The following is a 13509-nucleotide window of genomic DNA, read 5'->3' as shown; positions in this document are numbered from 1 at the left end:
TAAGCATCACTTTTCAAACAATCTTTAAGAAGACATGTATGAAGCAGCGGTCTAAAAAATATTAGATTAAGTGCAAGATGTTACTCGATTTAAGACAGGGAACGATCGCCAACATCAATCAACACAGGCGATCGCCCTACTTTAGCTATTAAGCAATTGGAGTGGAGGTAGATAACAAGCCACCCATTCTGGCATAGAGAGGTTGGGTTGGCGCAATCCACACCTTGCCAGTGCCTCGGAAAGTTTGGAGGAGACCTTCACCGCTAGTAAGGGCACCCAAAAAAGAAGTAGAAGCTTTTTCTACACTGAAATGCACCTCAGCAGTGCGGAGAAGCGCGAAGGAACCATCTACCTGTAGCGTTTCATTATTCAACGTCAACTCTAAGATTTCGCTGCGAGGTACGGGGATACGAAAAACAACGACTCCAGTACCGCTGACCTTGGTTTGGTAGCGTCCTTCACCACCTGCCACTCGCGCCGAAAAACTCTCAACCTTGTGGGCGTCTACTTTAATCGCATCTTCGCAGCAGCAGAATAAACCTTGGTCAGCAAACAAAGTTTGCCCCTTCAACTGCATCAGCCAGTAGTGCCCAAAACTCGGCTCCAAGTAAAGTTCGCCAGTCCCTCGATACAGCGGCTTAAAGATCGTTTCTCCGGTGCGGGCTGCGGCGATCGCTCCTTTCATGAACCCGCCAACTCCCCCTCCTGCTCCCGTTGAGCTTTCCATCTCAATGTTGCCCTTGAGGAACTGCAACACCCCTGGCTCAGTTCGCACCGCATCATTCTGTAAACGAACTCGGAGTTGCCGCAGATGCACTCCAGCCCGATTTAGCGAATAAACCTGTTCCGCGATCGCCAGAGAGTCGCTCCCCGCCAAGGGTTTGTACTCCAGAAGTTCAAAGATAGTACCGCCACGAGTTACGCTCTCTGTTACCTGGAAAGGGAGATGGTTTTCGGGAGTATTCATACCTGTCGAACCCCTAAAGCACTACTGCTGGCAGCTTAACACGCAGGTCTAAAGAGACATCTGACTATAAACAAACGTGTCACTCTGGGTCTACTTTGGTAAACAGTTCTAACAAACCTACAGTGCCCACAAAAAAAGTGTAAACCCCGTATTGCAGCGGTCTTTGTTGCCGAGAAGATGCAAAAACAGCCGCAACAATTCCCTCTACAAGATGTACCGCAACCGCAAAGCGCTCAATCGCAAACACTATGTTCAGGCTGCTGGGCACAGGGATATTCGCTAATCCCGCATAGAAATTCCAGGATTCCAAAGCGATCGCCCCTGTAATCAGAACGATAGAGATAACCTTGATCCAGGCAGACAAAGTTTTCTTGGCATCATTGAAATTCATGCAATTCGCTCAGAGCTTGGGGCAGTTCTTATTAAAACCGATTCTTAGCATCTTTATAGGAGCCGACAAGCTGCAATGGTTGAAAACGATTGATTGGCAGCAGGAGAGCGATCGCTTTTGCCAAGCCAACCTCACCTATCCCCACTACTACAGCAGCCAAAACTTTCACGGCATTACAGGTGGTTATCTCAACGCGATCGCGGCTATTACTTACGATGCTGTCACTGCTTTTGCCTCTCCGCCCAGTGAAACTTGGATTCGGCAGCAATTGATCCAGGCGATCGCAGGTCAACCAAGCAGAATTTTGGATTTAGGCTGCGGCACAGGCTCAACCACTTTAATGCTCAAGCAAGCCTTTCCTCAAGCCGAAGTAACTGGGTTAGATTTGTCCCCCTACATGCTGGTGATGGCAGACTACAAAGCGCAACAAGCAGCGCTAAACATTATCTGGCAGCATACCTCAGCAGAAGATACTGGCTTTGATGCAGGCACTTTTGATTTAGTCACAGTTGCTTTCATGTTTCATGAAATGCCACCCAACGTATCGCAACTAGTTCTGCAAGAATGCTTTCGTCTGCTGAAACCAGGTGGACAACTGCTGATTCTCGATGGGCATCAACCCAAATTACGTCGGACCAACTGGTTAATCACCCTCTTCCAAGAACCTTACTCCAAAGTTTATGCCGCCGAAAGTGTCGATGATTGGCTGCATGCAGCTTATTTCGAGGCGATCGCCACCAAATCTATAGGCTGGATTAGCCAATTGACCAGCGCTAGAAAACCAGAGGCAGGAAAACAGTAGCCTGAAGGCGATCGCCTAACAACCTAAAGAACTAGGCCAAAGGTACTAGTGATAAAGCATGCCTCATGGTAATGACTACGGCTTGATAGAATAGTTTGATGCAATCAGACGATCCTTTGCTGGGGAGCAAACACCCTTTTAGGAAGAACACATCATGGCGCAGTTGACCGAGCAGACCCCGACTGAACTGAATATTCCTAGCCTCGACACAGAGCTTTCGACCCAAAGCCCACAAAAAATTCTGGAACGCGCCTTGAGCCTATACGACAACATTGCCATTTCTTTCAGTGGCGCAGAAGATGTTGTCCTGATCGACATGGCGTACAGAATCAAAAAAGACATCAAAGTTTTCAGCCTGGATACAGGTCGTCTGCATTCCGAAACCTACCAGTTTATCGATCGCGTCAGAAAGCATTACGGCATCACCATTGAGATGATGTATCCCGATACCGCTCAAGTAGAAGCTTTAGTCACAGAAAAAGGTCTCTTCAGCTTCTATGAAGATGGTCACAAAGAATGCTGTGGTATCCGTAAGGTTGCGCCTCTGCGTCGGAAGCTAGGTACCTTGGATGCTTGGATTACCGGACAACGCAAAGATCAAAACCCATCTACTCGCGCGACTGTACCAGTGATTCAAGTCGATACCGCTTTCTCTAATGATGAACGCCAATTGATTAAATTCAACCCCTTGGCGAACTGGTCATCGGCAGAGGTTTGGATGTACATCCGGGCCTTTGAGCTTCCCTACAATCCTCTGCATGAGCGCGGCTTTATCAGCATTGGCTGTGAGCCTTGCACTCGCGCAGTCCTCCCCAACCAGCATGAGCGGGAAGGCCGTTGGTGGTGGGAAGACCCAAACAGCAAAGAGTGTGGCTTACATGCCATCAACCGCACCCAAGGTTGATCGAGAACCATACCATTTTTGTAGGGGCAGGTCTTGTGCCTGCCACTGCTTATTTAGGACACTCACCAGAGCTATCCCTACAATCGTTTTGAATTCATTGGCAGGTGGCTTAAAGACTGACGCAATTGACCATACTTTTAGCCTTTGGCATTTTTCAGTAGCAGCTGACAGCCACAGGAAAAAGGATTAGCACTTTCAATGCGATCGTCTGTCAAAACCTCGATCGCTAAATTGCTGTGATAAATCAATTGGTCGTAATCCATCAAAGCATTCCACTTGACCTTGCCTGTGGGAAAGCCCAACTGGGAACTGGCATCAGAGATCAACTCCTGCCATTTCTGTACTTCAGGATCGCGCGACTTGCAGTAATCCACAATCGCAATCAGGGCACCAGGCTTCGTCACTCGTAAAATCTCTTGCAGCGATCGCACAGGATCTGCCACGACACAGAGGGTAAATCCAGATGCTGCTGCATCAAAGCTGTCGTCAGGAAACTCGAGATTTTGTAAATCCATAATTTTGAGGGCAACATCTGCCTTGACCGACTTTTGCTGAGCCAGTTCCAGCATCTGTTCCGACAAATCTACGCCCACTACCTGCACTCCAGCAGGATATGCAGAGAGATTCAGCCCAGTGCCCACGGCGGCATCGAGGACGCTCTGCTCCGAACGCAACTGTAAGGAAGCAATCAGCGGTGCGCGATCGACGTGCCAGTAGCGCTGCATAATGGCATCATAATCAGCCGCTCCTTGATTGTAAGTTTCGATTACCTTATCTGTTTGCATACAGTTTCTACCCAGTGGAATTGTCTGCGAATCTCGATCGCCTCAGATCTTTAGCCAAGATAATCGCCAATTCCTCTGTTTACTACCACCAGAGAAATAAATTTACATAGTTAAAAGCTCCAATCAACTTGGGCGGAGATGACATCTACATCACCTTCTGCTTCGCCTCTGCGCGTGTCCACGCCTGGGACCGATTGCTTAATCTCGCGACCGCCAAAAAACAGCTCAATTTGTCCCCTAAAGCTGAGGTTTTAGCACAACAAGTTCCTTTATTTATGAGTTACACGCAAATATGGCGTGTCCCATTGTTTACAGAAGCCAAGTCTAGAGGCACCAAATGACCGAGAAAAATGTTGAACAACAAGCTGCGGAAATTAATCAGGAGGTACAAGCCCTCGTGGAGAAAACTGACGAATGTGCCGCTCAGATTGATATGGAAGAAATGCTCAAGGTAGGAAAGAAAACAGCTCAAGAGTTGCAACAGCCTACTGAGGGCTAGTTGATCAACTTCTTGCTCTGAAATCTTTGAATCTGCTTAACAAAGCTTAACTCTCTTTGTCAGATTGCTCTGATTGCTCTGGCTCTGATAGTTCTGCTTGCTCTTGCTCTCTTTCGGCTTCCATTTCTTTCAAAGCCTTATAAATCCAAAGCTTAGACAACTCCAGGGTGCTGATGCAATCGGGGATAACTGACATGCTCAAAGACTCTGTAGGGTTAATACTTTAAGCATAGCGAGAGTGTGGCATTCGTTCCTGAAGATATATACCTAAAGTTGTACAAAAAACTGAGTTTCTTTGACTAAGGCAATTGCAATCCTATGATCGTTTACCCATGAAAACAATGGAAGCGGGTTTGGCTCTCGTCACTGAAGGAACACAGTTGCAGCGCAGTCTTGCTCTTACTCAGTTTAGACCTGAGCGACCGAGGGCGCAGATACAGGTGCGGTTGATTCCACGGGATAGGACTTGATGGGTAGCGCGATCGCAAACTCAGTCCCGACTCCAGCAGTAGAGTGGCATTCCAACGTCCCCCCATGCTTTTCAACAATAATTTGGTGGCTAATAGCCAGTCCCATGCCAGTGCCCACGCCTCGCGGTTTGGTAGTGAAGAACATATCAAACACCTGAGCTTGCACTTCCGGTGGCATGCCCATGCCGTTGTCGATAATTTTCACCATCACTCGGTCGGTGTCTAAGCGCTGGGTAACAATAGTGATTTGCCGACCGCCCTGCTCCACGGGCTTCTCTTCTAACGCATCGATCGCATTGCTCAACAAGTTCATAAACACTTGGTAGAGCAAACCCGCAAATCCTTCTATCACAGGCAGATCGCCATAATTGCGCGTCACCACAAGATCTTTTTTGATGCGGTTGTTGAGAATTAAGAGCGTGCTATCGAGACAGTCATGCAGATTGACTGGGTGTGGCTCGGTATCGTCTAGTCGAGAGAAGTTCTTCAAGCTGAGAACAATCTGGCGGGCGCGATCGGCTCCTAGCTTCATTGAGTCCAAAACTTTTGGCAAATCTTCGGCCAAAAACTCTAAATCAATATCTTCAATTTGGTCTTGAATGGCTGGCGGTGGGTCAGAAATTTCCGTTTCGTAAGTTCGGAGTAACTTAAGCAAGTCTTCCATGTAGTTGTGAGCATGGCTCAAGTTGCCATAGATAAAGTTGACGGGGTTATTAATTTCATGGGCTACCCCTGCCAGCATGCGCCCCAAACTAGACATCTTCTCGCTCTGAATGAGCTTGGCTTCCTGCATTTCCCGTTCCCGTTCTAGGGCAGCAGCTTGTTCTTCGAGCAACTGCTTCACCCGCTGCACCAGTTGGTTAAAGGAAACTGCTAAAAGTCCAATTTCATCCCGTGTGGTGATAGGTGCTTGCAAGTCGAAATTCGATTCTTTTGTAATCTTCTGGGTGACGCGCGTGAGGGATTCGATGGGACGGGAGATGGTGCGGCTGGTCAGGAATGCCAGGATAGCGGCGATCGCAATGGATAATCCCACACTAGCCAGGATGATCTGGGCTTGTAAGACAGTGGCACGGCTTTGCTCCTCGTCAGCCGCTGCCTGTTTTTGGCGCACTGTTCTGGCATATTCTGCCAGCTCATGAATAAACTGATGGAACTCTATCGTTTCTGGAGCCGCGACTGTGCCGGAGAGCACCTGCTGGACTCGGGGGATTTCTTCTGGTGGCAGATTCGCTAAATCAATGCGGCTAATTTGAGCTTCTAGGTAGCGGGTGTAAGCCTCAACCGTATTGCCATACTGCTGTAGAAAAGCACTCAATTTCACATCGTTGTTAATCTGAGCAAATTCTCTCAGCTCAGCTAATAGCTCCTGAACCCCGCTGACATGACCCAACAAGTCTTGATTCGTTTGTTGAAAAGCTTGCGGCTGTGCAATTTGGAGGGCTAGCTCTCGTTGATGGGTCTGGATTTCTAGCAAGCCACCCTGCAAACTACTCAACATGCCACCTTCATCATCCGCCACATCCATTTGATGCCTTGCTTGCTCGTAAGCGCGATGGCCCTGAACTAGCCCCACTGTTGTGCCAATCACGGCGATACTGAGTGCTAAGGCATAACCACAGTTGATTTTGGCGCTCACACTAAAGAAGCGGTTCAATCTATTAAGAGGCGGAGCAGACAAAGCTGGAGCTGAATTGTCGTCCGCTTTAGCAAGATTGGTGGAGTTAGGTTGAGTAGCCATTGCAATTGGTGAAGTGACTAGTTCTACTGGTAGAGTGCCCGCCGCTTTCTATAACTACACGTGATGCTTCACTCTTAACGGCAACCTCTGAACTTTTAGCGATTGCTGACACAAGCCAGCTTCACAACCCTGAGCACTGGTGAGCACCTAAGTGAGCACAAAGCTGAGCATGGTTAGCGAATAGACGTAACTACGCTGAGAATAACAAACAATAGCGTCGGAGGTTGCCGCCATGACTCAGACAACAGAACGCCAATCGGGTGGCTTATATGTCCAGACTGCCGAGCGTCAGCAACTCGCTTTCCCACTCAAGCACACCACAGTGCAGGCCAAGATTGCGGGGAATCTTGCGCGCGTAGAAGTGACGCAGAGTTTCGAGAACCCCTTCACCACCACCCTCGAAGCGGTTTACATTTTCCCGCTACCTGATGAAGCGGCAGTGGATGACATGCTGATTCGGATTGGCGATCGCACCATTCAAGGCAGCATCAAAAAACGCCAAGAAGCCCAGCAAATCTATGAGCAAGCCAAGCGACAAGGACGCACGGCAGGGTTGCTAGAACAAGAACGGGACAACATCTTTACGCAATCTCTCGCCAACATCAAACCCGGCGAACAAATAAATGTGGTGATTTGCTACACCGAGAGCTTAAAGTTTACTGGCGCTACAGCTCCTGAATCACTGGGAGGGAGCTACGAGTTTGCCTTCCCAATGGTGGTGGGTCCGCGCTATGTCCCTGGCAACCTAATTGAGGAGAATGCGATCGGCAGCGGTTCGGCAGCAGCGCCGATGATGTTAAACCAAGATACTGATTTAGTACCCGATGCCTCTCGCCTCAACGCTCCTATTTTGCCACCAGGGACGCGTTCTGGGCATGATATCAGTGTCACTGTCGAGATCAATGCTGGTGTTGCCATTCAGGAGATCCATTCTCCTTCCCATCAAATTCAGATTATCCCTCAGGGAGCGATCGCCCAGATCAAGCTAGCAGGCGGAGATACGATTCCCAACAAAGATCTAATTCTGCGTTATCAAGTTTCTGGAGCCGAAACGCAAACCACTGTTCTCACAGAAGCGGGCGATCGCGGGGGGCACTTTGCAGTGTATTTGATTCCAGCCATTCAGTATCGACTCGACCAAATGGTGCCGAAGGATGTGGTGTTTCTAATTGATACTTCTGGCTCTCAAGCGGGTGCTCCTTTGGCTCAGTGCCAGGAGTTGATGCGCCGCTTCATTCAAGGTCTGAACCCTGACGACACCTTCTCCATCATCGATTTCTCGGATACCACGCAGCAACTTTCTCCTGTGCCGTTGCCCAACACTCCTCAAAACCAGCAGCAAGCGATTCGATATGTCAATCGACTCACGGCTGGGGGTGGTACCGAGATGTTGCGTGGCATTCGAGCCGTGCTGAACTTCCCGGTCACCGATCCGGGGAGATTGCGGAGTATTGTGCTGCTCACCGATGGCTATATCGGCAACGAAAACCAGATTTTGGCGGAAGTGCAACGTCATCTCCAACCGAGTACTCGTCTCTACAGCTTTGGGGCAGGTAGCTCTGTGAATCGTTTCTTGCTCAACCGTGTGGCTGAAATTGGTAGAGGCATCTCTCGGGTTATTCGACATGATGAGCCAACTGACCAAGTGACAGAACAGTTCTTTCGTCAGATCAACAATCCTGTTCTCACCAATATCCAGTTGCAATGGGAAGGAGCAGGCAGCGAACCTATCTTTTATCCCTCTGCACCACCGGATCTCTTTGCTGAACAGCCCTTGGTCTTATTTGGTCGCAAGGAGGATAAACACTCTGGTAAGTTGCATATCTCTGGCATAGCGGCGGGTGGAAAGCGCTATCAACAGACTTTTCAACTTGAGTTTGCAGAAGCAGGAAATCCCGCGATCGCTCAACTTTGGGGCCGTGCCCGCATCAAAAACTTGATGAATCAAATGCTCAGCGGTGACACCAAGGCAGGAGTAGAAGCCGTGACGGATACAGCCTTGGCCTATCAACTCCTCTCTCAATACACTGCTTTTGTAGCGGTAAGTGATGAGGTGAGAGTAGATGCTACAGAAGCTTCTGTCTCCGTCCAAGTCCCGGTGGAGATGCCTGAAGGAGTCAGTTATGAAGGAGTCTTTGGCAATGTTGCCTACTCTGTGCCAGACCCAGTTACCCAAATCCCCATTGGAGAAGTGTCCCTATCTGTTAGAGCTTATAACCGAATGAGGCGACAGATGCTTGCTTCTGACATCTCATCAGAAGAGTTTGATGTTACATTAATTTCTCCTAGCATGGCGGGAAGTGTAGCTGATGCTGACTTCTCACTTGCTCCTCCGGCTATGTCCCCTCCTGCTATGCCTTCTCCTAAGCTGGCAGATGATGAAGAATTTGACTTAGGAGTAGCATCCCAGAAAAGTTTTGGTTCGATATCTGAGCCCCTACAAATTGTTCAGGCTACTGGGCTTGATGCAAATGGGATCGCTCTATTAACTCAACATCTACAATCCATCCAGCTTTCCCCTGGCTTCAGCGGTGATATTGTGTTTGAGTTCCAGATCAGCAAGGGACGAGTCAGACAAATAGTTTTGAATGAGTCAGTTTCTTCTCTCAAAGAACAGACGGTGATTGAGGCAGTTCGGCGATCGCTGCAAACTTGGCGACCTTCTCAAGAACTAACGGCTACGGTTCACCTAACGCTGCGAGTGCAGTCGTAGAATTTCAGCTCATAACACAGAGAGATTACAGGGATACCTCACCCAGGTATCCTTTTTTTGTTTGTAGTGCTGTCCTCATGTTCCCCAGCTTTCTACCTCCAAATGTGCGATCGCTGCAAGATCCATCTGCGATCGCACTAGCCCAGCAAATTCGACAACAAGCAATTTCCACACCGCTAACAGCCCAACCAATCTCGACAGTTTATGTACAACAGGGAGCTGGAGATATACCAATTCTGTTATTGCATGGGTTTGATAGCTCAGTGTTGGAGTTTCGGGCGATCGCACCCCTTCTAGCGCAGCAGCAGGAAACTTGGGCAGTTGATTTGTTAGGGTCAGGATTCACAGAGCGAGTAGCAAATATCCCTCTAAATCCCAGCACGATCAGAACTCATCTCTACAGTTTTTGGCAGACTTTAATTCAACAACCTGTGATTTTAGTTGGGGCTTCCTTAGGTGGGGCTACGGCAATCGACTTTGCCTTGGCCTATCCGCAATGTGTCCAAAAGCTGGTGCTAATCGATAGTGTGGGTTTCAGTGGTACCTTTCCCCTAGGGCAGTTCTTGTTTGCGCCTCTCGATATGTTTGCGGTCGAGTTCTGGCGACAGCGTAAACTTCTACCGCTGAGTTTCGGCACTACCTTTGGTTTTAGTGCCACAGATCTAGAAGCAATTCGTTGTGCGGGAGTGCATTTAGACATGCCGGGATGGGCCGAAGCGATCGCCAGTTTTACTAAAAGTGGTGGCTACAATCTTTCAGTTCAGCGAATTTCCCAAATTCAACAACCGACGCTGATTCTCTGGGGCGATCGCGATGACATGCTAGGAACGGCAGATGCTGAGAAATTTAGAAGGGCAATTACCAATAGCGAGCTGGTTTGGATTCGTGATTGTGGTCATGTGCCGCATCTCGAACAACCCACGATCACTGCTGAGCAGATTTTGAGATTTAGGCAGATTTAGTGAGTAGGAGCGATCGCCGTTAAATCTGGTGAACTTCTAGAAAGACTTTGAGAGGGAGTCCACTACTATTCAATGGAGAAGACAGATCGAGGTCTTGGCATGAGTAGCAGTTCGGTAACGTCTGAGCAACGGGTTGTACTAGACAAAATTAGCTGGCAAAAATTTGAGAATATATTAGCAGAGCTAGGTATAGAACGTGCCACTCGCTTCGCCTACTATCGGGGGCGGATGGAAATGATGAACCCGCATGAGGAACATGAGCGCTACCGCAAACTGATTGAATCGTTGCTGTTGGTTCTGGCCGATGAGACTTATCTAAAAGTTGTTGAGTTCAATTCAGCTTTGTTACAGCAACCCGAACTGCAATGCGCGATCGAGCCGAATGCTTGTTTCTACATTTCTCATGCGCCTGAGATGATGGGTAAATCTAATCTTGATTTGTCCCGTGATCCAGTTCCCGATTTAGTTTTGGATATTGCCTTTACCAGTAGCGCGATCGATAAGCTCCCAATTTATGCGGCTTTAGGCATTCCAGAAGTTTGGTGCTATACCAGCAACAACAGCACCCCTGCGCCAGAACATCAACTCTCAATTTATCAGTTACAAAATCAACAGTATTTCACTAGTGAAACCAGCGCTGTCTTTAATTTCTTGCCTGCGGCGAGAGTGCTGGAATTTATCGAGCAGAGTGATTCTCTGGGTTTAGTCCAGTCCTTGCAATTGCTACGAGCTTGGGTGCAAGAAAGAATTTAAGACAAACAATTTGGGAAAGGAAACGCGGAAAATATCGATAAAATTGAAACCTGTCCAGATTCGCGCAAGGCTTCTATGTCCGCCATTTCCTCGGCTCCGTTTTCTCCGGAAGAAATTGCTTCAGAAGGTATCAAACCAGAAGAATACGAAGAAATTTTCAATCGCTTGGGTCGGCATCCCAACAGAGCCGAGCTGGGCATGTTCGGGGTAATGTGGTCCGAGCACTGCTGCTACAAAAACTCTCGGCCTCTGCTCAAGCAATTTCCTACCGAGGGCGATCGCATCTTGGTTGGCCCTGGAGAAAACGCGGGAGTTGTGGATTTGGGCGACGGGCTTCAGTTGGCGTTTAAGATCGAATCCCACAACCACCCTTCAGCCGTGGAGCCGTTTCAAGGTGCGGCAACCGGAGTGGGTGGGATTCTGCGCGACATCTTTACAATGGGTGCTCGTCCGATCGCGATTCTCAACTCCTTGCGCTTCGGTTCCCTGGATGATGCCAAAACTCGGCGTTTGTTCAACGGCGTGGTATCAGGAATCTCTCACTACGGCAACTGTGTGGGTGTGCCCACCGTCGGCGGTGAAGTTTACTTTGACCCTGCCTACTCTGGCAACCCCTTGGTGAATGCGATGGCTTTGGGGCTAATGGAAACTCCAGAAATCGTTAAATCGGGGGCTAATGGCCTTGGCAACCCCGTGTTGTATGTCGGTTCCACTACGGGACGCGACGGGATGGGGGGAGCCAGCTTTGCTAGTGCCGAACTCAGTGATGAGTCAATGGACGATCGCCCAGCCGTACAAGTGGGTGATCCGTTCTTAGAAAAATCCTTGATTGAAGCTTGCCTAGAAGCCTTCAAAACAGGGGCAGTGGTTGCAGCTCAGGATATGGGTGCAGCGGGCATCACCTGCTCCACCTCCGAAATGGCAGCAAAAGGTGGCGTGGGCATTGAGCTAGATTTGGATCTCATTCCGGTGCGCGAGACTGGCATGGTGCCCTACGAATATCTACTCTCCGAGTCCCAAGAGCGGATGTTGTTCGTGGCGCACAAAGGCCGTGAGCAGGAATTGATTGATATTTTTGAGCGTTGGGGACTGCACGCAGTTGTGGCGGGTAGTGTGATCCAAGAGCCGATCGTGCGGATTCTCTTCCAAGGAGAAGTCGCCGCGGAGATTCCTGCCACTGCCCTAGCCGACAACACCCCGATCTATCACCGGGAACTGATGGCTGAGCCGCCAGAGTACGCCCGCAAAGCTTGGGAATGGAGGAGCGATCGCCTGCCGCCTTGCTCCGCTGCTGGCATTGAACTAGCAGGCAGCGCCAAAACCTGGAATGAAGTGCTATTCCAACTGCTGGAAACCCCAACCATCGCCTCGAAGCGTTGGGTCTATCGGCAGTACGACCATCAAGTGCAGAACAACACCGTTCTCATGCCCGGTGGTGCAGATGCAGCAGTGGTGCGCGTACGTCCCGTTAACAGTTCCCCTGCTCAAGCTAACACCGGAGTTGCCGCCACTGTAGACTGCAACCCCCGCTACGTCTACCTGCATCCTTACGAAGGAGCCAAAGCCGCCGTCGCCGAAGCCGCCCGCAACCTCAGTTGTGTGGGAGCCGAACCCTTGGCTGTCACCGATAACCTCAACTTCGGTAGTCCCGAAAAACCGATTGGCTACTGGCAACTCGCCGAAGCTTGCCGAGGTCTTGCCGAAGCTTGTACCGAGTTCAAAACCCCCGTGACTGGCGGCAACGTCTCGCTCTACAACGAAACCCTTGACTCCGAAGGCAAACCCCAACCGATTTATCCCACTCCGGTCGTCGGGATGGTCGGCTTAGTCCCAGACTTAAACCGAATTTGTGGTCAAGGTTGGCAAGCCACAGGCGATCACATCTATTTATTAGGACTCCGCTGGGATACTCAGGAAACCGCAGCCGTCACGTTAGGTGCATCCGAATACCTCGCTGCCGTTCATGACACCGTGGCAGGCAAACCGCCCGTCGTTAATTTCAATTTAGAACGTCAAGTGCAAGCTGCTTGCCGGGAAGGTATTCGTCAGGGTTGGGTGCGCTCCGCTCATGACTGTGCTGAAGGTGGCCTCGCGATCGCCCTTGCTGAAGCTTGCATTAGTGGCCAGAAAGGAGCCGAAATTGCTCTGGATATCTCCGACTCCCAACCTACCTCTCTGCGCTGGGATCACCTCCTATTCGGGGAAGGCGGAGCCAGAATCCTGGTTTCTGTAGCTCCAGACCAAGCTGCAAATTGGGAAACCTATCTGCAAGCACACTTGGGAGAACACTGGCAAAATCTCGGTCAGGTGGGTAATCCGAACGCTGGTTTACGGATTTCCACTGGCCCCTCGGTTCCGGTTATCGACGTTAGCATTGCAGATATGAGCGATCGCTGGCTCAATGCCATTGAGCGTCGCTTAGCAGTCTAAAACAGTAGCGCGGCAACTGTAGTTGTAGCACAAGATACAAATTCCTTGGGTTAAGGCCAAGGAGTTGTTCCGTTTAAGGTTTTTGGTGGGAT

12 protein-coding genes are annotated in these 13509 nt (G+C 49.7%); 7 read left to right on the top strand and 5 right to left on the bottom strand.

Going from position 1 to position 13509, the window contains the following annotated elements:
- Nucleotides 1–148 precede the first annotated feature (148 nt).
- Together H6F72_RS04635 and H6F72_RS04630 are read right to left on the bottom strand one after the other, a co-directional pair.
- Complete coding sequence (locus H6F72_RS04635; protein ID WP_190432287.1) at nt 149–967, bottom strand: AIM24 family protein; 819 nt, start codon at nt 965–967, stop codon at nt 149–151.
- A 79-nt stretch (nt 968–1046) separates the two neighbouring features.
- Nucleotides 1047–1358: a hypothetical protein gene (locus H6F72_RS04630; RefSeq protein ID WP_190432285.1), complete on the bottom strand. Its 312-nt coding sequence runs from the start codon at nt 1356–1358 to the stop codon at nt 1047–1049.
- Here H6F72_RS04630 and H6F72_RS04625 point away from each other — a divergent pair.
- Together H6F72_RS04625 and H6F72_RS04620 are read left to right on the top strand one after the other, a co-directional pair.
- On the top strand, nt 1357–2160 hold the full coding sequence (locus H6F72_RS04625; protein WP_190432283.1) for a class I SAM-dependent methyltransferase: 804 nt from the start codon (nt 1357–1359) through the stop codon (nt 2158–2160). The two genes, H6F72_RS04630 and H6F72_RS04625, sit on opposite strands and share 2 nt — an antisense overlap.
- Before the next feature lie 154 nt (nt 2161–2314).
- Nucleotides 2315–3064, top strand: a complete 750-nt coding sequence (locus tag H6F72_RS04620) for a phosphoadenylyl-sulfate reductase (protein WP_190432281.1) — start codon at nt 2315–2317, stop codon at nt 3062–3064.
- 137 nt (nt 3065–3201) lie between these two features.
- Here H6F72_RS04620 and H6F72_RS04615 read toward each other — a convergent pair whose 3' ends face one another.
- Nucleotides 3202–3849, bottom strand: a complete 648-nt coding sequence (locus H6F72_RS04615) for a class I SAM-dependent methyltransferase (protein ID WP_190432279.1) — start codon at nt 3847–3849, stop codon at nt 3202–3204.
- 337 nt (nt 3850–4186) lie between these two features.
- Here H6F72_RS04615 and H6F72_RS04610 point away from each other — a divergent pair, with 337 nt between their 5' ends.
- Nucleotides 4187–4348: a hypothetical protein gene (locus tag H6F72_RS04610; protein WP_190432277.1), complete on the top strand. Its 162-nt coding sequence runs from the start codon at nt 4187–4189 to the stop codon at nt 4346–4348.
- Between the two features lie 46 nt (nt 4349–4394).
- Here the strand turns inward: H6F72_RS04610 and H6F72_RS04605 are convergent, their stop codons facing one another.
- Together H6F72_RS04605 and H6F72_RS04600 are read right to left on the bottom strand one after the other, a co-directional pair.
- Nucleotides 4395–4544 (bottom strand): hypothetical protein, encoded by a 150-nt coding sequence (locus H6F72_RS04605; RefSeq protein ID WP_190432275.1) that lies wholly within the window; start codon nt 4542–4544, stop codon nt 4395–4397.
- A 212-nt stretch (nt 4545–4756) separates the two neighbouring features.
- Nucleotides 4757–6559 carry a sensor histidine kinase gene (locus H6F72_RS04600; protein ID WP_190432273.1) on the bottom strand — a complete coding sequence of 601 codons (1803 nt, stop codon included), beginning with the start codon at nt 6557–6559 and terminating at the stop codon, nt 4757–4759.
- A 232-nt stretch (nt 6560–6791) separates the two neighbouring features.
- Between H6F72_RS04600 and H6F72_RS04595 the strand changes: the two genes are divergently transcribed.
- From H6F72_RS04595 to purL, 4 genes are all read left to right on the top strand, one after another.
- Nucleotides 6792–9272, top strand: a complete 2481-nt coding sequence (locus tag H6F72_RS04595; protein ID WP_190432270.1) for a VIT domain-containing protein — start codon at nt 6792–6794, stop codon at nt 9270–9272.
- A gap of 77 nt (nt 9273–9349) precedes the next feature.
- A complete protein-coding gene (locus H6F72_RS04590; protein ID WP_190432268.1) occupies nt 9350–10234 on the top strand; it encodes an alpha/beta fold hydrolase in 885 nt (294 codons plus the stop codon).
- Nucleotides 10235–10333: 99 nt separating this feature from the next.
- A complete protein-coding gene (locus H6F72_RS04585; protein WP_206755417.1) occupies nt 10334–10987 on the top strand; it encodes a Uma2 family endonuclease in 654 nt (217 codons plus the stop codon).
- Nucleotides 10988–11062: 75 nt separating this feature from the next.
- Nucleotides 11063–13417 (top strand): phosphoribosylformylglycinamidine synthase subunit PurL, encoded by a 2355-nt coding sequence (gene purL, locus H6F72_RS04580; RefSeq protein ID WP_190432264.1) that lies wholly within the window; start codon nt 11063–11065, stop codon nt 13415–13417.
- Nucleotides 13418–13509 lie beyond the last annotated feature (92 nt).

It is taken from the genome of Trichocoleus sp. FACHB-46 (genome assembly GCF_014695385.1).
GTDB lineage: Bacteria > Cyanobacteriota > Cyanobacteriia > FACHB-46 > FACHB-46 > Trichocoleus.
This window is presented reverse-complemented; position numbering and strand designations above follow the sequence as displayed.